This window comes from Bacillus sp. FSL M8-0350 (genome assembly GCF_038593345.1).
In the GTDB taxonomy this organism is placed as follows: domain Bacteria; phylum Bacillota; class Bacilli; order Bacillales; family Bacillaceae; genus Bacillus; species Bacillus safensis.
In genome coordinates this window covers 3209650-3232471 of sequence record NZ_CP151985.1, presented here as the reverse complement: position 1 = coordinate 3232471, position 22822 = coordinate 3209650, and the positions used below count along the sequence as shown (strand labels likewise).

The window sequence follows — 22822 nt, the reverse complement described above, 5'->3', positions numbered from 1 at the left end:
AGTTCGCTGTATATGATTAACATGGAAGAGAATTGACAATGAGGAGGGATTTCTTGTGGCGAAGATTTTATTGATTACGTTTCCAGCTGAAGGACATGTGAATCCTATGTTAGGAATGATTAAAGCATGGGCGGATCGAGGCGATGAAGTGCATGCGGTCACAACTGTACATTATGAGGAACGAATTAAACGCTTAGGCGCTCACGTACATATACATCCAGACTATATTCGGACATTACATGTGGAAGAAGGAGATTTAGATTCTATGCAGCCGTTCTTTCATGCCATGCTGCAAACATCATATGATATTTTAGAGGTGGTGGAAACACTTTCCGAGAAGCATTCATTTGATTTGGTCTACTTCGATATGTTTGGGGCAGGGGAGCTTGTGCGAGATTACTTACACATTCCGAGCATCGGTTCCAACCCATCTTTTGTGCTGCAAGAGGCGCATTTTGATACACCGCTATACAGAAAGGATGAGAAAGCCGATCATCTGTTAGAAAAAATACAAGAGCGTTTTGGCGTTCAGCCAACACGTTTGATGCAATTCATGAAAAATCGTGGAGAAATGAATATCGTCTATACAAGTGAATATTTCCAGCCGTCTGTTGATTCATTAAACGATTCATTTGTCTTCATTGGACCTAGTTTTCTAAAAAGAGCCGACCAGCATGATTTCCCGCTGGAAGCACTTGAGCAAGAAAAAGTCGTTTTTATTTCCATGGGCACCGTTCTTGGGGATACAGAAGCATTTTTTAATATGTGTATAGATGCTTTCGAAGACTTTGACGGAAAAGTGATTATCGCAACAGGTGAAAAAGTGGATCGTTCTCTCTTAAAAGAGGCGCCTGCTCATTTTCTCATCGAGCCTTATGTGCCGCAGCTTGAAGTGCTCGAGTTGACAGATGTCTTTATAACGCACGGCGGCATGAATAGTGTCAATGAAGGGATTCATTATCACGTTCCGATGGTCGTCATTCCAGTCGACAAAGATCAGCCGATGGTGGCACAAAGACTGACCGAATTATCTGCTGCCTGTACACTCGATAAAGATCATCTGACAGCAAAGCAGCTTAGAGAAACTGTTGAGACGGTTTTAGGCAGTGACACGTACCGTGCGGGCATTGAGAAAATTGAAGAGAGCTTCCAAGCAGCAGGTGGAACAGAAAAAGCATTAAGGGTGATCGACCAATTCATACAAGCGAAACAGACTCAATCATGAGTCTGTTTTTTTATGAAAAGACGTTGTATTTCCCATTTCTGTATGCTAATATTCAATTCGTAATCATTTCGATTAATAATCGTAATGATTACGATAATGTTGAATTGGGGGAAGTGCATATGAGTGATCAACCTGTTTACATAAAGAAGAAATATGAGAAAAGGCATCCCTACGTGACATACACCTTGATGCTGTTTTCAGTGATGGCTTGTTTTTTATTGGCCTCATGCTCTGAAAACAAAGCATCCTCCAGCAATGATAGAGAAGAAGATGAGCTCGTGTATGCAAGCACAAAAGATATCAGGGACATCAATCCTCATCTATACGGTGGAGAGATGGCTGCTCAAAATATGGTGTTTGAATCGCTTGTCGTCAATACAGAGAAGGGCGTTCAGCCTGCCTTAGCGAAAAGCTGGGACATATCAAAGGATGGAAGGACCTATACCTTTCATCTTCGAAAAGGTGTGACTTTTTCAGATGGTGAGCCTTTTAATGCAAAGGCAGTGAAATTGAATATTGATGCTGTCGTCAAAAATATTGAAAAGAACGCTTGGCTTAATCTCGTATCTGAAATCAAATCCACAAAGGCGGTAGATGACGATACATTTGTTCTCACGTTGAAAGAGCCTTATTATCCTACGTTAGAAGAGCTGGGCTTAACACGCCCCTTCCGTTTTATTTCTCCAAAAAGCTTCATTGATGGAACGACTGCAAAAGGAGTTAAAAGCTATGCAGGTACAGGTCCTTATGTGCTAAAGGAACATAAGAAAAATCAATATGCCGTTTTTGAAATGAATGATCACTATTGGGGGCAAAAGCCGAAAATTTCAACTGTGAAATGGAAAGTCATGCCGGATCACCAAACCATCTTACTTGCGCTTCAAAAAGGAGAGATTGATCTTTTATTTGGAGCAGATGGTGACATGATTGATGGAGACTCATTCCAGGCTTTAAAAGAAGCAGGGCAATATGGTGTCACCGTGAGCCCTCCTGTTGGTTCAAGATCGATTGTGATTAATTCAAACCAGCCAATCACAAAAGATCCGAAAATAAGAGAAGCTTTTCAATACGCCATTCAAAAGGACATGATCACTGAAGGCATTTTAAATGGAACGGAAAAGGTGGCACACACATTGCTTGCTCCTTCTGTCCCTTACGCAGATATTCCACTGAAAAAGAAAACTTATCAAAAGAAGAAAGCAGAGGCAATATTGGATGAGGCAGGCTGGAGGATGAAAGAAGACGGGTATCGCTATAAAAATGGCAAACTGCTGAGTGTGGCTATTTACTATAATTCCGATAATGCAGGGGAAAGAACGATCAGTGAATCGATTCAACAAGACTTCAAGCAGGTGGGGATCAAGCTGGATATTAGAGGAGAAGAAAAACAGGCATTCTTAGATCGCCAAAAAACAGGAAAGTTCGATCTGATGTACTCGCTGTCTTGGGGGCTTCCTTATGATCCACAAACTTATGTCTCTTCATTCCGTGTAGCATCCCATGCTGATTATCAAGCTCAATTAGGACTGAAAAAGAAAAAGTGGCTGGACGAGACGATTACGGAAGTATTAGTAGAACCAGATGAGCAAAAGCGGAAACAAATGTATCAAGAAATATTAACGTATATCCATGATGAAAATGTCTACCTCCCAATCTCTTATTCTGTGACAAAGGCTGTTTATAATAAGCGCCTGAAAGGCGTAGGTTTTCATGTGTCTCAGTATGAAATCCCATTTGACCGTATGTATTTTGCGTCATAAAACGGAGGTAGAGACATGACTCGCTATCTCTTAAAACGAATAATGATGCTTTTCCCGCTTATGATCTTCATCACCTTCTTTGCTTTTGTACTGCTGACGATGCGGGCAAGTGATCCAGCAGAGGTCGCTTTGCGGGTGAATCAAGTCACTCCAACAGAAGAAATGATTGAATCGATGCGGCAGGAGTTAGGCTTAGACCAGCCATTTTTCATCCGATATGCGACATGGCTTAAAAATGGATTAACAGGTGATTTTGGTAGGAGCTATGTCACGCAGGAGCCCGTTTTTGATCTTATCATGGAGGCGCTGCCTGCGACATTGCAGCTTGCAGGAGCAGCGCTCTTTTTTATCATAGTGCTCAGTTTATTGTTCGGGGGGATCTGTGCATATGCTGCTCACACTTGGATGGACCGTTTATTGAGAGCCTTTGTGTTTATCGCCGCTTCAATGCCTAGTTTTTGGCTGGGAATTTTGTTGATTTGGCTTTTTTCTGTCAAATTCAATTGGGTTAATACGAGTGGAATGGAAGGGTTCAAATCGATTCTTCTTCCAGCTGTCACATTATCATTAGGCTACTTATCGACCTATGTGAGACTCATACGTAATCAAATTCTAAAATTTCAGCACGAGCCCTTTGTTTTTTATGCAAGAGCACGTGGTTTAAAGGAACGAACCGTTCAACTGAAAGTCATGAGGCATGCCCTGCAATTAGCGGTAACAGCACTTGGCATGTCTATTCCAAAGCTCATTGCGGGAACCGTCATTATTGAGAACCTTTTTGCTTGGCCAGGGGTTGGCCGGTTGTGTGTAACGGCTATTTTCCATGCTGACTTCCCTATTATTCAAGCCTATTTGTTTGTGATGGGGTTCCTGTTTGTTATGTGCAATCTCATCGCTGATATGATGCAAATGACCATGAATCCGCAATTGCGAAAGGAGGTATGACAACAATGATAGGGTGGCATCAATTAAGAAAAGACCGTATGGCGATTCTTTCAATCTGGCTGTTAGCGCTTGTCGCATTAGCTGGACTGTTTGCTCCAATGTTAGCACCACATGACCCAACAAATACGAACATTCTTCAAAAATATGCCGGTATCAGTCTTACTTACCCACTCGGAACGGATCATCTGGGGAGATGTGTATTATCGCGGCTTTTATATGGCATTCGGACAACAATGCTTGCGGCTATGCTGACGATGTGTATCACGATGCTCATTGGCAGCGCACTTGGACTCATGGCAGGCTTCTTTCGAGGAAAGGTGGATGGGGTTTTGATGAGGCTGTGTGATGTCATGCTGTCCTTTCCAGCAGAGGTGATGATTCTTGCGGTTGTGGGAATACTCGGACCTGGACTATTCAATATTATTTTGGCCAATGTCCTAGCGAAATGGGCCTGGTATACAAGAATGATTCGGTCGTCTGTCCTTCAATATGCGAATGAACCTTCTGTTCAATTTGCAAAGGTGACAGGCGGCAAACCCCTTTACATATTGAGGAGACATCTATTTCCTCGCATCTCAGGAGAAATGGCTGTTTTTGCGACACTTGATGCGGGCTGGGTGATCTTAAATATATCAGCACTGTCTTTTCTTGGATTAGGTGTGAGTGCACCTACACCAGAATGGGGCATGATGCTCAACGAGGCGAAGAATGTCATGGTGACACATCCAGCTCATATGCTTGCGCCTGGACTTGCCATCTTGTTTGTGGTCATGGCGTTGAGCTTTTTAGGAGACAGCCTTCAGCATGCCGCGAATCCTGCCATGCATCATACCAGAAAGAAAGGGATGAGGCCATTTGCCTTTAATCGCCGTAAAAAATCTGTCCGTACATGATCCACAGCAGCAAAAGAATATAGTGACGAATATCACATTTTCTTTACATCAACAACGCTGTTTAGCCATCATTGGGGAAAGTGGCAGTGGAAAATCAACTGTCGCCAAAGCGTTAATTGATCTTGTCGCCCCTTCGCTAGAAGTGGAAGGAACGATCATTTTTGACGGCAAAACATTAACAAATCAAGAAGCGCATCAATGGCGGGGGAAACGAATAGGTTTCATCTCACAGGATGTCATGAATGCATTCAACCCTATCGAAACGATTGGTCATCAAATGGTGGAAACATTTCAGCAGCATTTGGGCTTACGAGGAAAAGAAGGGAAAGCACATGCTATGGCTGGGCTTACACGTGTCCATTTAAAAAATCCATATGATTTGATGAAAAAATATCCGTATGAACTGTCTGGAGGAATGCTTCAGCGTGTGATGATTGGCATCACGATGATGCTTTCTCCAGATGTGATCATTGCAGACGAGCCAACTGCATCACTTGATGCCTTTAATCGGCGTGAAGTCATCAGACAATTACACAGTTTAAAGGAAGAAACGGGTGTTACCTTAATCGTCATAACGCATGATCTAGGCATCGTTCAGGAAATCGCTGATGAATTGATGGTTATGCACCAAGGAGTAATGCTTGAGCATGGGTCAGCCAAGGAAGTGTTCACATCACCCGAGCATCCCCAAACAAAGCATTTACTTGAGACGAGGCTTCGATTATCTGCCCCTACTGAAGCACTGCGGCGGCAGAAGAGAGTGGAGGCGTTTCCATGTTGATCACAGCTATCGATCTAGTCAAACACGGTGAGAAGAAAGGTCTTTTTTCAAATCAAAGGAAATCAAAAGACCGCATATCAAATGTTTCGTTTCAAATCGAAAAAGGACAATGTGCCGGATTAGTCGGTGAGAGCGGCAGTGGCAAAAGTACATTGGCACGTATCCTGCTCGGTTTAGAAAAAATAGATGGAGGAGAGGTACAGATTGATGGTATGACAGCTGACAAATGGCGGAGGGTGAATCGGGGGAAAATGAGTGTTGTCTTTCAAGATTATCTATCTTCTGTTCACCCTTCCTTTACCGTGAAAGAGATCATAGCAGAACCGATGCGTTTGTTAAAGCAGAATCAGAATCTGGATCAGAAGGTTTTGTCATTACTTGAGCAAGTCAGGCTGCCCTCGTCTGTGCTGAATCAATATGCTCATCAGCTAAGCGGTGGTCAGCTCCAGCGAGTGTGCATCGCACGAGCTATATCAACGCATCCAGCCATTCTTATACTAGATGAAGTCTTGAGCTCACTGGATGTCTCTGTTCAAGTACAAATATTGGAGCTGCTTGAGACATTAAAACAAGAGCTAGACATGACCATGCTTCTCATTACTCATGATGTAGAAGCAGCGGTGTATCTATGTGACCGCCTTCTATTTTTACATGAAGGAAGCCTAGTGGAAGAATGCAAAAAGGACGAACTGTTTGAAGTGTCCCATCCATTTACACTCCAATTAATCGACTCACTTATGCCATTTCAGCTTGACAAAAAATAACCAATCTTTTATCGTATACGTAACAAACAACGGAAGGGTGACCCAATGCAATGAAGTACTAATCCTATGACCTGTAAGCAAAATGAACGAACGAAGGCAGTGAGCAAACGATCAGTTTGCCATGTTTGCTGCGTTTTCATTTTTTAGCTTCGGAATAGGATGGTACAGCTTGGGAATCAAAAAATGAAGTGATTGATACGTGGGATGTGTGTGTTCAAATATGAACGGCACACCATACTCGATCAATCCGCTTATTTTTGTACACCATTTTGCCTCCTATTCTGAGAATGGGAGGCTTTTTCATGTCTCCTGATATGAAAGGAGAGGATTGGATGTTATTAAAAGCCAATCAGTTAAAGGTATTTCGAAAAGATCGCTTGTTATTTGATATTGAGGAACTCGCCATCCATCAAGGTGATCGCATTGGTCTTGTAGGGACAAATGGCAGCGGAAAAACGACTTTATTGCATGTGCTGGCAGGACAGGAAACACCAGACAGCGGTACGGTTGCCGCCACAGCGGTCTGTACGCTGCTTCCTCAATTGAAACAAGGAGATGGCAGACAGAGTGGCGGTGAAATGACCCAAACTTATATTGAAAGAGCATTAAGCCGGCCGTCTGCCCTTTTATTAGCAGATGAACCGACCACTCATTTGGATACGGAGCATATTGAGTGGCTGGAAGATAAGCTGCGTCATTATCAAGGAGCTCTCATTGTTGTTTCACATGATCGTGCTTTTTTAGATGCAATATGTACGGAGATTTGGGAGCTGGATCATGGAAAGCTTCATCATTACAAAGGCAATTACACACATTTTGCACAGCAAAAAGAGCTGGCACATCGTCAGCAGGTGGAAGCGTATGAAGCCTATACACAAAAGAAAAAACAGTTAGAGCATGCACTGGAAAAGAAAAAGAAAAAGGCGGACAAAGCGACAAAGCCCTCCCAAAAGGTGAAATCCTCAGGACCTAAAATTGCAAAGCCCTACTATGCAAATAAGCAAAAAAACTGCAAAAAACAGCCAAATCCATTGAAACAAGGATGGAGAAATTAGAAAAGGTGGAGAAGGTAAAGGACATTCAGCCTATTCAAATGACTCAGCATACGATGAAGGAAACAGCAAGCCGTACCATTTTGAGAGTGGAAAATGTAGATGGCAAGGCGGGAGATAAAGTGCTATGGAGGCAGGCGAATGTGGAAGTGAGGGGCGGAGACAAGGTTGCCATTATCGGAAAAAACGGGAGCGGCAAAACGACATTTCTCCGTATGTTAGTGAATGGAGACCCCGGCGTTACTCGTTCAGAAACTGTCAAGCTAGCCTATTTTCGTCAGGATCTGTCAGGATTGAAGGTAGATGAATCGATTTTACAAAATGCGCTGAAAGAGGCAGTTCAAGATGAGACAGTGGTTCGAACGGTTTTGGCGAGACTAGGATTTAGAGGGGATGATGTGCATAAGCCTGTTGAGGTTTTAAGCGGGGGAGAACGGGTGAAGAAGATGCTTGCGTCCTTACTCGTCAGTGATGCCAATGTTCTCATGCTGGATGAACCGACGAACTTTTTAGATCTGGCGGCAGTTGAAGCACTTGAAGGTCTATTGAAGGATTACCCAGGTACCATTGTGTTTGTTTCCCACGATCGCAGGCTGATTGAAGAGGTTGCCACTCGTATTTTCCATATTCACGAGGAACGTATTGAAGGATTTGACGGCACATATGAAGCCTATAAACAAAAGGAAGAAAAACCAGCTGTGACAAATAGAGAAGAGGAGCTTCTGTTAATTGATATGCAGCTGTCTGAAGTGCTCAGCCGTTTAAGTATTGAGCCGTCGCAAGAGCTTGAAGAGACATTTCAAGCATTATTGAAACAAAAAAAGTCTTTGGAGTCGTAAAAGAAAGCCCCTGTTTACTCTACAGGGGTTTGTTCATGTCGTTCTTTTTTTAATTGTTCAAGTCCACTCACTGTGACGAGCTGGTAGCCTTGTTTGGTGAGTTCATGGATGATCTTTACTGCTGCTTGGGCTGAGCTTTCATAAATATCGTGCATTAACACTGTTCTGCCATCGGCTGCATGTGAGAGAACGCGGTTTGTGATTTGCTGGCTGTTGCGGATTTTCCAATCCTCTGGATCAACATCCCACAAAGTGACCTTCATCCCAATTGCATGATTGATATCTTGATTTGTACCGCCATATGGCGGTCTAAAGTGCGTAGGTGTATATCCGCTCGCTTTCTCAATCAGCTGCTGGGTGTCCTTCACTTGTTTCACCGCTTCATCTAAAGGCAGTCTTGTTAATAAAGGGTGATTGTAGGAATGGTTTCCGATCTCATTCCCGCCTTTTAAAATATCGGCAAGCATTCCAGGGTAATATTGCACCCTGCTGCCTAATACGAAAAAGGTAGCATGTCCTTTATTTGCCTTCAGCGCATCTAAAATTTTTGAGGTTGTCGCTGGATTCGGTCCATCATCAAATGTGAGTGCGATGGCTTTTTTATTCGGGTCAAGCTTTGATTTTTGCGGCAGCTTGACGGCTTTTCTTTTTGGATTCGGTTCTTTCATTTCATTTTTATTTTTGAGTTTATCCATATATTTTGGCTTTAATATGTCCTTCAGCAATGTCTTTTTGATTGCGAGTGTTTGCGGACCAAGATCCTCTGCGGCTACTTGAGATGCAGGGAAATAAAATTCTACATATTTGTCTTTCAAGGCAAATTGACTGAAGTTTTGAGCATCAGGGGCTGTTCCTTTCTGAAGGAGAGGCTGATCCTTAGATAAGGTTTTGTCCTTCCGAAGCTCTGTATATGTAATATAGGATAATTTCTTTAAATAATTGGTTTTAGGCAGAAATAAATCTTTGGTGTCAAGAAAGGTTTTTTTCTGAAAATCAAAGTTAATCGTGAGATGATTGGTGGTTCCACTTTGCTGGCCAGTATACGTATAGGTCGTAAAGCGAATGGCAGCAGACTGCTTCGCATAATGCACCATTTCATAATCAATATTCAGTTCATAGCGTTTATTTTCATCAATATCCTTTGCTTCACTGAATGTTTTTTTGAAATGCTCTAATGCTGAATTGGCATAGCTTTGAATCTTGTCATCTAGCTCTTTTTGATGAAAAAGAGGATAGTTGACTGCATATCTCATAAATTTCCCGTCATTTACGAGAGTGACAATTTCTACGTCTTTATAGTTCGTATCCTGCTTTACATTTTTTTTCTCTGTACCGCTTGCTTGTTGATTTTGAAAGAAAGCAACTGCTCCAATGACGACTGCAAGCGCAAATAGGACGATACTCCATTTTCCCTTTACTGACACAACTTTCAAATCTCCTCTCATGACGGGTCATTCTTTATTAGTTTGACATCTGTTTGTAATATTTTTATAACATTTGACTTACTTTTGTAATTTTAGGGGATATTCATGCGAACTGTCAACTATTTTCCTATTAAACTATGAGAAAAAATGATAGGCCGTACTGAGCGGCAAAAAGAACCTCCCACCTCGATGACATACCTTCATTAATTAAAAAAAGGGGTGTACATTGATTTTTTAGAGGCTGACGGCTATAATTTTGTTGATTATGATTCTCATTTTCAAACTGACTTTTAATGAAGAAAAGGATGACACCGATTTTGCAGGATAAGCGAAAACCTCAACAAAAACGATCATCACATATTCTGTTCTTTTTGATATTTTTTCTCGCCGTCATTGGTTTAGCGGCTGCCATGTTTTTTGCTGTGTCATACGGTGCAAAAACATTGTCTCTGCAAACGGTTTGGACAGCTGTATTTGACTACCAGTCAAATGTCACAGAGCAGCAGATCATCCATGAATTAAGACTTCCACGTGTTTTAGGGGCAGCTCTAGTGGGAGCGGCGTTTGCCGTAGCGGGTGCTCTTATGCAGGGCATCACAAGAAATCCACTGGCAGATGCGGGGATTTTGGGCATTAATGGCGGTGCGATGTTTGTGGTCGCTCTCTGTTTTGCTTTTTTCCCAGGAATGCCTTATTCAGCACTGATGTTTTTTTCCTTTATTGGTGCTGTGCTCAGTACGCTGCTGATCTTTGCGATTGGAGCGGCTGGCGGCGTATTGACACCGCTGCGCCTCACTGTAGCAGGAGCGGTTGTAGCTGCATTGCTTCATGCGCTCAGCTCTGGGATCGCGATTTATTTTGACCTGAGTCAGGATCTGGCTTTTTGGTATGCAGGCGGGGTAGCTGGTGTGAAATGGCCGCAGCTGACGATTCTCGTCCCGGTTATTCTGATTGTGATCGTATGGGCCATGCTATTAGGCCGGTCACTTTCCTTACTATCGCTCGGTGAAGATACAGCGGCAAATTTAGGGGTGAAAACACGACAAGTGCGAATACTAGGAATGGCCGCTGCTGTGTTATTAGCAGGGGTTTCTGTATCAGCAGTTGGATCGATTGGATTTGTCGGTCTCGTCATCCCGCATATTGCACGAAAGCTTGTTGGTGTAGACTATCGTTTCGTCATTCCGATGTCAGCGATATTAGGCGCCATGCTGCTTGTCTTTGCAGACCTTGCCAGCCGTACAGTCAATCCGCCAAGAGAGCTTGCCATTGGCGTGATGGTGGCACTTGTTGGTGTTCCTTTCTTCTTATACATTGCCAGAAAAGAAGGGAGGAACCTGTCATGAGAGAGAAACAGCGTGCTCTTGTCGTGACAGTCGTTTTGCTTTGCCTGAGTGCGGCTGTTGTGCTGTATAGTTTAAATACCGGTACGCTGAAACTAAACCCTGTCATGGTCGTCAAGACGTTATTTGGCTTTGGAGATTTTCAAAGTGAAACGGTGCTGTTTGACTATCGTCTGCCTCGAATTGTGGTGACGATGTTAGCTGGTATTGGTCTTGGCATTGCTGGCGGCATTTTGCAGAGCTTATCCCGTAACCCGCTGGCCGATCCTGGGATAATTGGACTGAATGCAGGGGCGGCATTTGGCTTAATTGTGTTTGTGACATATTTTCACGCACTTGAAGGCAATCCGTCTCTTCTTATTCCGCTCTTTACGTTTGGCGGCGGACTGCTCGCGGCAGCGGTCATCGTGCTTCTTGCATATGACCGGCATGAAGGGCTTGTTCCTATCCGGCTGATCTTAGTTGGCATTGCGGTTGCTGCGGGATTTAGTGCACTCACCTTATATTTGTCATTGAAGCTGGATGAAGATACATATACGTTTGCTTCAAGATGGCTAGTGGGCAATGTATGGGGGAGAGACTGGATTCATGTGCTGGCGCTTCTGCCTTGGATTGTATGCCTTGTGCCGCTTACGCTGATGCAGTCAAACACGCTCAATGCATTGACATTAGGAGATGCTGTCGCCTCAAGTGTAGGTGTACGTGTCCAGCGTAAACGTCTCCTTTTGCTGACCTTAGCGGTAGGCCTCGCGAGTGCAAGTGTTTCAATGACAGGCGGTATTGGCTTTATAGGCCTCGTCGCCCCGCATTTGGCTAGACGACTTGTCGGTTCATTGCATCAGTATTTTTTACCAGTTAGTGCGCTGCTTGGCTTGTTGATTTTGGTCAGTGCCGATACAATCGGACGTTCCATCTTTGCTCCAAATGCGATACCGGCGGGTGTGGTCGTGGCCTTTATCGGTGCCCCATATTTTCTTTATTTATTAACTAAAACGAAATAAACACGAAAGAGGAACTCATCATGAAAAAATTACTAGTGTTTGGATTAACGCTCTGTTTCTTGCTGCTTGCCGCTTGCGGCGGACAACAGGAAACAAAGAATACAACAAATGAAAAGACCAATGGAACACCAAAGATTGCTTCCTTGTCTATTCATTTAACAAATGACTTATTAGCACTAGGTATCAAGCCGGCGGGCTCTGTTGTAGGAGGAGACTTAAAAGATTTCCTTCCACATGCGAAAAAGCAGCTGAGTCAGACGAAAAAGCTCGGCATTGCATCTGATCCAGATATGGAATCACTGCTTGCGTTACAACCAGATGTCATTTATGTTGATGAAGAATTAGCCGGACAAGACTTATCGAAATATAAGAAGATCGCCAAAACAGAAGTGTTTAATTTAAATGATGGCACATGGCGGGATCATTTGAAAAAAATCGCCAAACACGTCAATAAAGAAAAAGAAGCGGATCAATATATTAAGAATTACAATCAAGAAGCAAAAGAGGTCAAATCGCTCATCAAGAAAAAGATTGGAAACGGAAAAGTCATGGCGATCCGTGTGACAGCAAAGGAGCTTCGCGTATTTAGCATGAAGCGCCCAATGGGTCCTATTTTATACGAGGATTTAGGCCTGACACCTGTCGATGGTGTGAAAAAGCTGGACAGCAAGCGCCCATTTGAAGTGATTTCTCAAGAGGTTCTTCCTGATTATGATGCTGATGCAATCTTTGTCGTTGTCAACCGTGATGATAAAGCGCAGCAGGCATTCAAGCAATTAGAAAAGACTCCGATTTGGAAGGGTCTAAAAGCAGTGAAGAAAAACCAAGTCTATCCGATTGCCGATCAGCCTTGGCTCGATTACTCAGCTCTAGGCAATAAAATGGCATTGGATGAAGCAAAAGAGATGTTTTCTAAATAAATAGCTAATGAAATCAGGCATCATTCCGCATATAGGAATGATGTCTCTTTTTTTGATTCGTTCTTCTATTCATTCGGCTGATGCATACATATGAGAGAGAACGAGCAATACCGCCCGTGAGAAGAGGAAAGGGAGGGGTTACAGTTGGAGGTTCAAAAAATTAGTGCAGGTACGATTGCAAGGCTTGTGCTGCTTTTACTGGCGCTTGTTAACAGTGCGCTAACCGCTGCGGGAAAAAGCCCAATTCCTATTGATGAAGAAGGCGTTCAGCAATTTATCACGCTGGCTTTTCTGGGAATTACATCACTATGGGCCTATTGGAAAAACAATGATATAACGAAAAAAGCACGAACAAAAAAAGAAGAATAAAAGAAAAAAGAGCCTTTCATGAATCAAAGGCTCTTTTTCATCGAAGCGTCAAACGCCTCTCCCCGCAATCATTCTTCCTGAAAGGCTTACGCCCGGCGTTCTCCCATGTTGTTGAGGAAAGCTTTTACTTCCTCAATGCTTAAACCAATTGCCTTCGCTTCACTCATTAGACGCTTCCACTCTGCGATATTTGAATCGGTCAGCTTTCTATGGGTGACATGTAACGACTTTTCTTCCTGCTCCTTTCGGTACGTTTGGAGCAGCTGATAGAGCTCTTCTTTAGGCATGCCTGATTGGACGGCACTCACAATATGCTCCCGCCATTCGTGTTCACTACCCTCAGCGTAATGAAACATCATCGTCTCTGCATCAAACAGCTCTTGTAAATCAATCTCTAGTGAAGAGGATACCTTTTTTAAGAACTGGACAGATGGATTTCTGTGGACACCACGCTCAATTTTGCTCAAATATGACTTAGAGACATGAGCATCCTCAGCCAGCTGCTGAATCGAGTATCCTTTTCTCTTTCGGTAAATGCGTATCACCTTGCCTATCATTCGATCAATGATCTCCCTTCTCCCCGGCGAATAGTTCTGCGACCTTTTCGTTCATTATAAGAAATAAATTGTTCTTTATAAAATTCAAAAACGTAAGAATCAGGAAGTAAACTAAAGAAAACGAACGATTTCGTTCTTTAAAAAGAACTATAAGACCTATTATGACATTTTTCTTTGCGGGTATTATCTTTTATAATCCAATCATTAACAAAAAGAAACCATATATAACCTTTTTATGATGAAATCGGGAGGTATCTATGAATGAGAATATAGGTTTTAAGCAGCTGTTTTCTGTCATTAAAGAGAAAATGGCCCTTCTGATCCTGATTGTCCTGATCGTAACGGGCATTTCAGCCTATTATCAGTTCTATGTCTCGACTCCTGTATATCAGGCAACCACTCAAATTCTTGTTCATAAACGCAGCAATGACGCACAAGCAGATTTAAACGATATTCAGATGAACCTTCAATATACACGTACCTTTCAAGTTTTATTAAAAAGCCCAATCGTCATTGAAAAAGTAAAAGAAACACTCCATCTCACAGAATCAGCAGAAGGACTAAAACACAAAATTGCCACAAGTACAGAAAATGAGTCTGAGGTCATCAATATTTCTGTACAAGATGAGGATCGCGCGAAGGCAGTCGCCATTGCGAATACCGCAACAGAGGTGCTGCAAGAAGAAATCAAAAAAACAATGAATATGGATCGCATTAATGTTTTGTCTGAAGCCAAGCTGTCCAACACGGTTCTGATGAATTCAAGGAAGTTCGTTCATATCGTTCTGGCACTAGGCGCCTCTTTATTAGGGGGCATGACACTCATTTTCTTAATGAATTTACTCGATGATACTGTAAAACGAACACATCAAATAAGAGAAGAGATCGGATTGCCGTCGCTTGGCAGTGTCTATCAAATGCAGGCAGACAGGAGGGCCAAAAAAGACAAGCAGTCCGTCATAACGGGAGGACAGAACATTGATCTTTAAGAGGAAGAAAAGAGAAAAGAGAGATTTATCCTGTATTTCTGTATTAAATCCTCACTCTGTCATTGCGGAACAATTCCGTACGATCCGAACAAACATCGAATTCACATCGATCCAAACAAGGCTGAAATCGATATTAGTGACCTCCTCCTTACCGAAGGAAGGGAAATCATTTACGGCTGCAAACTTAGCAGCTGTTTTTGCACAGCAGAACAAGCGGGTGCTGCTCATGGATGCTGATTTGCGAAAGCCGGCCGTCCATGAATATTTTGACTTGAGTCATCATACCGGTTTGACGAATGTGCTATTAAATAATTGCAGCTTGGAAGAAGCCATTTTACCGACACCGATTGAGCATTTAGAGCTGCTTCCGAGCGGAACCATTCCGCCGAATCCAGCTGAGCTGCTCTCCTCTTCTGTAATGAAGCAGTTATTTTATGAGATTGAACAGCAATATGACATGGTGATTGTTGATTCCACGCCGCTTCTGCCAGTTGCAGATGCAAAGATCTTGGCGAACCGGACGGATGGGAGCATTCTCGTTGTCTTAAGCGGCAAAACAAAGATTGCTGCTGTGAAGAAATCAAAAGAAGTATTAGAAGGAACAACAAGTAAACTGCTCGGAGCTATGCTAAATGGCAAGAAAGAGAAAAAGGGCAGGCTGTATATGTATTAAAAAGATTGATAGGTGATGTCTCCTAATCTTTAACAATGGAGGCACTCGATCCTGCTGTGGGCATAACCGTGCCTTAGATGCTCGTCATCAGTAGTGGGATGTGAGGACGGGTTTGATGCCCATGTTACGTAAGAATAGTGATGCTTTAAAAAGGGGGAGGAGCGTTGACTTACGCCCAAAGATTATCAATCATCGTAGCACTAGATTCATATCTCATCTTAGTTGCCGTCTTTTTTGGTTTTCAATTTGTCCAAGAGGCGGCTTTAACCGTTTATACATTTGAAATGCTCGCCATTTCTTCACTCAGTCTGCTCATTGGGCACCATCTATTTGCCTGCATGTTTCATGTGTACAAGCAAGTATGGGCTTATACAGGAGTAAGAGAGTTATTTTCTTTAATGAAGACCTTTGTGTGTTCTTTTTTATTTTCGATGACGATGCTGTACCTTTTCGTGCAGACATGGCCATTTCGGTTTTTATTCATCGTGTGGCTTTTTCATATCTTATTCATCGGTGCATCTCGTATGGCTTCTAGGTTATTTCATGACGGGGCCAAACGGCTTCAGGCAGAAAAAGAGCGGGCCTTAATTATTGGTGCCGGATCAGCAGGAACCATGCTCGTTCGTCAGCTTCAGCAATCGAGTGATGTACATATTGAGCCAGTCGCCTTCATCGATGATGACAAGACGAAACATCGGCTTGAAATTATGGGGCTGCCTGTTATAGGAGGAAAAGAACAAATTCAAACAGCTGTCGTGATGATGGATATTCAGAAGATCATCATCGCCATTCCGTCCAAAAGCAGCCACACCTTAAAAGGGCTGTATAAGGAATGTGTCGCGACCGGAGTCAAAACACAGATTATGCCGGAAATGGAGCAGATTTTAAAAGGAACCCATGCGCTGAATCAATTACGGGATGTACAGCCAGAGGATTTACTAGGGAGAGAACCGATTCAATTAGATACGAGCCGTCTATCTGCTCATTTAAAGGGAAAAACGATCATGGTCACAGGAGCAGGCGGATCAATTGGATCAGAAATCTGCCGTCAAATTTGTGTGTTTGCTCCTCAAGCGATTGTACTTGTGGGACATGGAGAATTTAGCATTCATTCTATTTTACTAGAGCTGAAAGAATTATATGGAGGCAGCATCAGACTCTATCCACAAATTGCGGATATTCAAGATAAACAGAAAATGAGTGAAATCGTTGGTCAATTTCAGCCGGATATGATTTATCATGCTGCGGCACATAAGCATGTTCCGCTCATGGAGATCAGTCCGAAAGAAGCTGTGAAAAACAATATTATCGGGACAAAAAATGTCGCAGAAGCCGCACACGAGCACGGCATTGAAACATTCGTCCTCATCTCATCTGACAAAGCGGTCAACCCTGCCAATGTGATGGGAGCCACAAAGCGGTTTGCTGAAATGCTGATCATGCAAATGGGGGCAAGCAGCGAAACAAAATTTGTTGCCGTTCGATTTGGAAATGTACTCGGAAGCAGAGGGAGCGTCATCCCTATTTTTAAGAAACAAATCGAGCAAGGCGGGCCGGTGACGGTCACGCACCCAGCCATGACAAGATATTTTATGACCATCCCAGAAGCATCAAGGCTTGTGATTCAGGCAGGTGCACTGGCAGAAGGAAGACAGATTTTTGTTTTAGATATGGGGGAGCCAGTGAAAATCGTGGACCTCGCAGAAAACCTCATTCACCTCTCAGGCTACACCACAGACCAGATTCCAATCACTTTCACAGGCATTCGTCCTGGAGAGAAAATGTACGAGGAATTACTCAACCAGCATGAAAAAGCACAGGAGCAAATCTTCCCGAAAATTCATATCGGCCATGCGCTGGATGGTGACCTATATGTGCTGAACCGTTTTATCCATGAATTTGACATGATGAGTGAAGAGCAGATGAGACAAGCATTATTTGCTGCCATTGAGTCGCATGATATGTTGTCCGATCAGATGACACGAGAGGAGGAAGCGCTTGCCAATGAAGAAAAAAGTCTTGTTTTGCGCAACGGTTGATTATCACTTTAAGGCCTTTCATCTTCCGTATTTCCGGTGGTTTCAGGAACAAGGATGGGAAGTGCATACAGCGGCAAACGGCCAGCTGAAGCTGCCCTATGTGAATCAAGCTCACTCAATTCCGATTCAGCGCTCTCCTTTTCATGTACGCAACCGGCTTGCGTATGTAGAACTGAAGAAGCTGTTAGCGAAAGAGCGCTATGATTTCATCCATTGCCACACACCAATGGGAAGTGTCATTGGCAGGATCGCAGCCAAAGGTACGCGCAAAAAAGGAACGAAGGTTCTTTACACGGCACATGGCTTTCACTTTTGGCAGGGGGCGCCGCTTCAAAACTGGCTGCTCTATTATCCAATAGAGAGATTTCTCGCCCGCTATACAGACGCTCTGATCACCATTAATGGAGAAGATTTTAAAAGAGCCGACCGTCTATCAAAAGAGCGGACATCTGTTTATTATGTGCCCGGTATGGGTGTGGATATGAAGCGGTTCGCACCTGTCGATGAAAAAGAGAAGCAGAGCCTTCGCGCAGCCTATGGCTTTTCCTCGGAAGATTTTATCGTGCTGTGTGCTGGTGAATTAAATACGAATAAAAATCAAGGGATGCTCATCAAAGCATGTGCACAGCTGTCTAGGAAAATACCAAATATAAAGATCGTGTTTGCCGGGGAAGGGACAATGAGGCCGAACTATGAAAAGCTTACCCGCCAGCTCCATCTTGAAAATCATGTCCACTTTGCTGGGTTTTGCAAACAAATGGAGGAATGGATGCATATGAGCGATGTATGTGTTTCCACCAGCTTGAGAGAAGGGCTCGGCATGAACCTGCTTGAAGCGATGTCGGCAGAAAAACCTGTGGTTGCAACGGAGAATAGAGGACATTGTGAGCTTGTCAAACATGGCGTCAATGGTTTTTTAGTTAAACCGCAAGATGTGGATAGTTTAGCTGATTACTTGCAGCAGCTCTACGACAAAAAAGATCAGCTGCCCCTCATGGGAAAAGCGGGACGCTCTATGGCTCATGCATTTGCACAGGAGCAGACGGTCAGGGCAATGGAAGAAATTTATACAATCTATATGGATCAAGCAGAGAAGGTGATACAGCATGCATAAACCAAAGGTGTCTATGATCATGGGCGTCTACAATTGCCAAGAGACAGTAGAAGAAAGCATTGAATCCATTCTTCATCAAACATATGAAAACTGGGAGCTCATCATATGTGATGACGCATCAACAGATGGCACTTATGAGAAAGTGCTGTCTTATACAAAACGACATCCTGAAAGAATTCGCCTGATCCGTAATCAACAAAATCAAAGACTCGCTGCCAGTCTCAATCGCTGCCTGGCTGAAGCGAGAGGAGAGTTGATTGCAAGGCAGGATGGCGACGATCTATCAGTGCCTATTCGTTTAGAAAAACAGGTTCATTTCCTCGATACATATCCTGAATATGATGTGGTCGGTACGGCGATGACGGTTTTTGATGAAACGGGAACAAAGGGTGTGCGGGCACTTGTTTCAGAGCCTGATCGGAAGGTGTTGGCAAGAGGGACTCCTTTTTGTCATGGGACCATTATGATGAGGGCTTCTGCTTACAAGGCTTTACAAGGCTATCGTTCTGTAAAAACAACAAGGCGGATGGAAGATATCGATCTTTGGATCCGCTTTTTTGCTGCTGGGAGGAAAGGTTTTAATTTACAAGAGCCGTTATATTTGGTGAGAGAGGATGAAGCGGCCTTTCAGCGGCGAAAGTTTCGATATTCGATGGATAATGCCTGGCTCGTTTTGAAAGCATGCTGGCTATTAAAGCTGTCGCCGCTTGACTATTTATTTGCTCTAAAGCCGGTGGTCCGTGCCTGCTTGTCACCGAAGATCATGAAGCTTTATCATCGCCGGAAGCTGTCGGCGTCTATGCTGAAGAGGAGGGCGGTTCAAGATGAGTGAGCCAAAGCGCGTGCTTCATATTGTGGGCGGGATGAACCGCGGCGGAGCTGAAACGATGATTATGAACATCTATCGTGCACTCGACAGAGATGTCCTTCAATTTGATTTCATTACTCACCGGCAGGACGTCTGTGATTATGATGAGGAAATTCGCCGGCTTGGGGGGCGCATCTTTTACGTCCCAAGTATTGGGGCGTCCTCTCCGGTTGCTTTTGTGAAAACATTGACCAAGACAATTAGGCAAACAGGGCCCTATCAGGCAGTGCATGCACATACGGATTTTCAGACGGGTTTTTCCGCACTTGCTGCCAAACTAGCGGGTGTAAAGGTGCGCATTTGCCATTCACATAATACAGCGTGGAAGCAGTCGCCAAACTGGCTGGATCATATGATGCTCAAAGGATTTCGCCAGCTGATCTTTGCATTCTCTACACAGCTTGTTGCATGCGGAGAGGATGCCGGTGTCTTTTTATTTGGACAGAAAAAAATGCAGAACGGGCAAGTTGAGGTGCTTCCAAATGGGATAGACTTATCTCTTTTTTTTCAGCCTGATCCAGACGAAAAGGCAGAGATGAAAAAGCAGCTCCATCTTCGCGAAAAAAACATAATCATCGGTCATATTGGGCGGTTCCATGAGCAAAAAAATCATGTTTTTTTTATGGAGCTGGCACAGACCTTAAAGAAGCAAGGGGTTTCATTTCAGCTTGTCCTCGTAGGAGATGGACCGCTGAAGCAAGTAGTCGAATCGTATGCAGAGAAGGCAGGCTTGATGGAGGACATTGTCTTTACAGGCGTCGTATCAGACGTTCCACAGTATATGAAAGCATTTGATGTATTTGTGATGCCTTCCTTGTTTGAAGGTCTTCCGCTTGTATTAGTGGAAGCACAGGCGTCTGGTCTGCCTTGTGTGATTTCAGATCATATTACAGAGGAAGTAGATTTAGGCTGCGGGCTTGTGAAAAGGATGTCCCTGCGAGAGTCCGCGCATGAATGGATGAAGGCGGTGCTTGAAGCATATCATGCAGAACCTCCTCTTCAAGAGATGATTACCTCTCAGCTTGAACAAAGAGGATTTGATGTGAAACAGAATATTACACGTGTGATGAATCTATATGGACTGTAAGGAAGGAAGGGCAGATGGCGGTTTATTTGGTGAACATGATCATGGTCTATTTATGGTCGAGCTTTGCCGCATTTTACGGCAGGCGTGATGATACCATTCAAAGCGGATGGCGGCCTAATCAGCTTCTGGTATTTTTTCCGTTTCTGTTTCTTTGTATCGTAGCTGGTATTCGGTATAAAGTAGGAACCGATTTTGTCACATATGGCCAGATGTATGAGTTCTCCATCAACTACGAAAAGCCTTGGCATATATTCGGCTTCGGTGTGGATAAGGCCGCAACGGATCCGGGGTTTACGTTTATTTTATGGATGCTTAATCAACTGTCTCATGATCCGCAAATCATGTATATCTCAGTCGGAGCCATTACTTATTTTTTTATCATCAAGACGCTTATTCAATATGGTCGTCCATTTGAGCTGAGTATGCTGCTTTTTCTTGGGACCTTTCATTATTATGCGTCATTTAATGGCATGCGCCAGTATATGGTGGCAGCGATTCTTTTTTATGCCATCCGGTTGGTGATCAATGGTCAGTGGAAATTGTACTTTCCGCTCGTCCTTGTATGTTCATTGTTCCATTCATCCGCTCTCATCATGATTCCTGTGTATTTTATTGTGAGAACAAAGGCTTGGTCTTGGATGATGCTGGTCTTATGCCTGGTGTTCTTAGGCTTAACCGCTCTTTATGACCGTTTTGTCTCAGTGTTTGTCGTGATGCTGCAAGGCAGTTCATATGGTCATTACGAGGAATGGCTCACAACGAATACGAATGGAATGAATGTGACAAAAATTGGTGTCTTGATTTTGCCGCTTCTGCTTGCTTTCTTTTATCGAAAACGACTTCGTGAGCTGACGCCTGAGAGTGATTACATTGTGAATTTTTGTTTGCTTGGTTTCTTGTTTGGCATCCTTGCAACGAAGGATGTCATTTATGCAAGATTTCATATTTATTTTGGCTTGTATCAGCTCATTTTACTGCCATATTTCACACGCATTTTTGATCAGCGGTCTAATGTGTTTATGTATGTAGGGATTGCTGTTTGCTATATTCTGTACAGCATCATGCTGATGCCGTTCGATTCCTCGGTTTTGCCGTATAGAACGATATTTAATAAGTAGATTTGAAGAAAGGTGGGGCATGCTGTAATGCCAGCTATCAGTCTATTGGTCGCAGTTTACAATACGAGTCAATATGTGGAGCAATGTCTTCAATCAATTGCAGATCAAAGTTTTTCCGATATAGAAGTCATTCTTATCAATGATGGATCGACCGACCGCAGCGGTGAATGGCTTGAAGCATTTGCTGAGCGTGATGAGCGATTCCGGGTAATCCATCAATCCAATCAAGGGTTAGGCGCTGTGAGAAACCGGGGCATCGAGGAAGCGAAAGGGACGTATCTCGCCTTTGTGGATTCAGATGATATTCTCGCTCCTCATTACTGTGAAGCTATGTATGAAAAAGCCGAAATGACCGGGGCAGATCTTGTTGTGAGCGAGTATTGGATTCAATTTGAACAGTCAAAGCGAACGATAGCAACGACGCTGTTAGACAAGCGCTCAGCCGAAAAAACGGATGTAATCAAAGCGTTATTACACGGAGACTTGACTGGATTCTCATGGAATAAGCTGTATCGGCGTGCCTTTATGGAAAATCACCACATTCGATTTCCGCTGCGGGGTGAGCTAGAGAACATTGAAGATCAATATGTGACGCTGCGCTGTTTTTCTTTAGCACGCAGTATCGCTTTTGTTCATGAGCCTCTTTATTATTACAGGGTTCATCTGTCATCTATTGTACAGCGATATCAGAAGCAGTATTTTCATCATGGACTGACCTTTTATCATGCACAGCGCTCTTTTTTAAAAGAGCATGATGACATCTCTCTGTATGAGAAGGCATTAGACTTTTTTATCGTCAATCATACGCTTCATTGTATGCTCAACGAATGGAAGAGCCAAAATGATCTCTCTATTAAGGAAAAGCTTGATCACATGCGTGAAATGGTCACACATGATGCTTTTCAGCATGCCGTCAAACAAGTGGAACCATCGAAGCTCACAGTACGAAAGCGAATGATTTTATTTCTTGCTAAGTGCCGATTGGTTTATCCGCTTTCTGCCGCGGCTTCTAGCTATCAAAAATGGATCGAATATCAGACAAGGAAATAGGGGTGATGGGA

General features: G+C 43.4%; 20 protein-coding genes and 1 pseudogene. 19 read left to right on the top strand and 2 right to left on the bottom strand.

From position 1 onward, the window contains the following. The first annotated feature begins 55 nt into the window (after positions 1-55). The 7 genes and pseudogenes from NSS80_RS16930 (at position 56) to abc-f (ending at position 8259) form a co-directional block, all read left to right on the top strand. Positions 56-1225 (top strand): macrolide family glycosyltransferase, encoded by a 1170-nt coding sequence (locus NSS80_RS16930; protein WP_317221815.1) that lies wholly within the window; start codon positions 56-58, stop codon positions 1223-1225. Positions 1226-1344: 119 nt separating this feature from the next. Then, on the top strand, positions 1345-2985 hold the full coding sequence (gene nikA / locus NSS80_RS16925) for a nickel ABC transporter substrate-binding protein (RefSeq protein WP_041115614.1): 1641 nt from the start codon (positions 1345-1347) through the stop codon (positions 2983-2985). A gap of 15 nt (positions 2986-3000) precedes the next feature. Beyond that, positions 3001-3930 (top strand): nickel/cobalt ABC transporter permease, encoded by a 930-nt coding sequence (gene opp1B / locus NSS80_RS16920; RefSeq protein ID WP_041115615.1) that lies wholly within the window; start codon positions 3001-3003, stop codon positions 3928-3930. A 5-nt stretch (positions 3931-3935) separates the two neighbouring features. Beyond that, entirely contained in the window at positions 3936-4823 is an 888-nt protein-coding gene (gene opp1C / locus NSS80_RS16915) for a nickel/cobalt ABC transporter permease (RefSeq protein WP_317221816.1), read from the top strand. After that, positions 4786-5604 (top strand): ABC transporter ATP-binding protein, encoded by an 819-nt coding sequence (locus NSS80_RS16910; protein ID WP_041115616.1) that lies wholly within the window; start codon positions 4786-4788, stop codon positions 5602-5604. The genes opp1C and NSS80_RS16910 overlap by 38 nt, the downstream gene beginning before the upstream one ends. Continuing rightward, positions 5598-6368, top strand: a complete 771-nt coding sequence (locus tag NSS80_RS16905) for a dipeptide/oligopeptide/nickel ABC transporter ATP-binding protein (protein WP_041115617.1) — start codon at positions 5598-5600, stop codon at positions 6366-6368. Before NSS80_RS16910 ends, NSS80_RS16905 begins: the two co-directional genes overlap by 7 nt. A gap of 314 nt (positions 6369-6682) precedes the next feature. Beyond that, positions 6683-8259: pseudogene (gene abc-f, locus NSS80_RS16900) on the top strand (ABC-F type ribosomal protection protein). A 14-nt stretch (positions 8260-8273) separates the two neighbouring features. Here the strand turns inward: abc-f and NSS80_RS16895 are convergent. Then, complete coding sequence (locus tag NSS80_RS16895; protein ID WP_317221817.1) at positions 8274-9683, bottom strand: polysaccharide deacetylase family protein; 1410 nt, start codon at positions 9681-9683, stop codon at positions 8274-8276. Positions 9684-10000: 317 nt separating this feature from the next. On the opposite strand from NSS80_RS16895, the gene NSS80_RS16890 reads away from it, so the two are divergent. The 4 genes from NSS80_RS16890 to NSS80_RS16875 all read left to right on the top strand — a co-directional run bounded on the left by NSS80_RS16890 (position 10001) and on the right by NSS80_RS16875 (position 13316). After that, on the top strand, positions 10001-11029 hold the full coding sequence (locus NSS80_RS16890; RefSeq protein ID WP_218012078.1) for an iron ABC transporter permease: 1029 nt from the start codon (positions 10001-10003) through the stop codon (positions 11027-11029). Further along, positions 11026-12027, top strand: a complete 1002-nt coding sequence (locus NSS80_RS16885) for an iron ABC transporter permease (RefSeq protein WP_061110110.1) — start codon at positions 11026-11028, stop codon at positions 12025-12027. The genes NSS80_RS16890 and NSS80_RS16885 overlap by 4 nt, the downstream gene beginning before the upstream one ends. Before the next feature lie 20 nt (positions 12028-12047). Next, positions 12048-12947 (top strand): iron-hydroxamate ABC transporter substrate-binding protein, encoded by a 900-nt coding sequence (locus tag NSS80_RS16880; RefSeq protein WP_317221818.1) that lies wholly within the window; start codon positions 12048-12050, stop codon positions 12945-12947. Positions 12948-13091: 144 nt separating this feature from the next. Then, positions 13092-13316, top strand: coding sequence for a phage holin (locus NSS80_RS16875; RefSeq protein ID WP_024423530.1), 225 nt, complete (start codon positions 13092-13094; stop codon positions 13314-13316). Between the two features lie 86 nt (positions 13317-13402). On the opposite strand, the gene NSS80_RS16870 is transcribed toward NSS80_RS16875, so the two are convergent. Then, positions 13403-13873 carry a helix-turn-helix domain-containing protein gene (locus NSS80_RS16870; protein ID WP_034280998.1) on the bottom strand — a complete coding sequence of 157 codons (471 nt, stop codon included), beginning with the start codon at positions 13871-13873 and terminating at the stop codon, positions 13403-13405. Positions 13874-14130: 257 nt separating this feature from the next. Between NSS80_RS16870 and NSS80_RS16865 the strand changes: the two genes are divergently transcribed. From NSS80_RS16865 to NSS80_RS16830, 8 genes are all read left to right on the top strand, one after another. Continuing rightward, entirely contained in the window at positions 14131-14862 is a 732-nt protein-coding gene (locus NSS80_RS16865) for a Wzz/FepE/Etk N-terminal domain-containing protein (protein ID WP_073207501.1), read from the top strand. Further along, positions 14852-15535: a CpsD/CapB family tyrosine-protein kinase gene (locus tag NSS80_RS16860; RefSeq protein WP_024423527.1), complete on the top strand. Its 684-nt coding sequence runs from the start codon at positions 14852-14854 to the stop codon at positions 15533-15535. The genes NSS80_RS16865 and NSS80_RS16860 overlap by 11 nt, the downstream gene beginning before the upstream one ends. 164 nt (positions 15536-15699) lie before the next feature. After that, positions 15700-17574: a nucleoside-diphosphate sugar epimerase/dehydratase gene (locus NSS80_RS16855; protein WP_317221819.1), complete on the top strand. Its 1875-nt coding sequence runs from the start codon at positions 15700-15702 to the stop codon at positions 17572-17574. After that, entirely contained in the window at positions 17540-18688 is a 1149-nt protein-coding gene (locus tag NSS80_RS16850) for a glycosyltransferase family 4 protein (protein WP_317221820.1), read from the top strand. Before NSS80_RS16855 ends, NSS80_RS16850 begins: the two co-directional genes overlap by 35 nt. Beyond that, entirely contained in the window at positions 18681-19520 is an 840-nt protein-coding gene (locus NSS80_RS16845) for a glycosyltransferase (RefSeq protein ID WP_317221821.1), read from the top strand. Before NSS80_RS16850 ends, NSS80_RS16845 begins: the two co-directional genes overlap by 8 nt. After that, positions 19513-20643 carry a glycosyltransferase family 1 protein gene (locus tag NSS80_RS16840; protein ID WP_317221822.1) on the top strand — a complete coding sequence of 377 codons (1131 nt, stop codon included), beginning with the start codon at positions 19513-19515 and terminating at the stop codon, positions 20641-20643. The genes NSS80_RS16845 and NSS80_RS16840 overlap by 8 nt, the downstream gene beginning before the upstream one ends. 14 nt (positions 20644-20657) lie before the next feature. Then, positions 20658-21761 carry an EpsG family protein gene (locus tag NSS80_RS16835; protein ID WP_125586031.1) on the top strand — a complete coding sequence of 368 codons (1104 nt, stop codon included), beginning with the start codon at positions 20658-20660 and terminating at the stop codon, positions 21759-21761. A gap of 27 nt (positions 21762-21788) precedes the next feature. Next, positions 21789-22811, top strand: coding sequence for a glycosyltransferase (locus NSS80_RS16830; protein WP_197202598.1), 1023 nt, complete (start codon positions 21789-21791; stop codon positions 22809-22811). Positions 22812-22822: the final 11 nt, after the last annotated feature.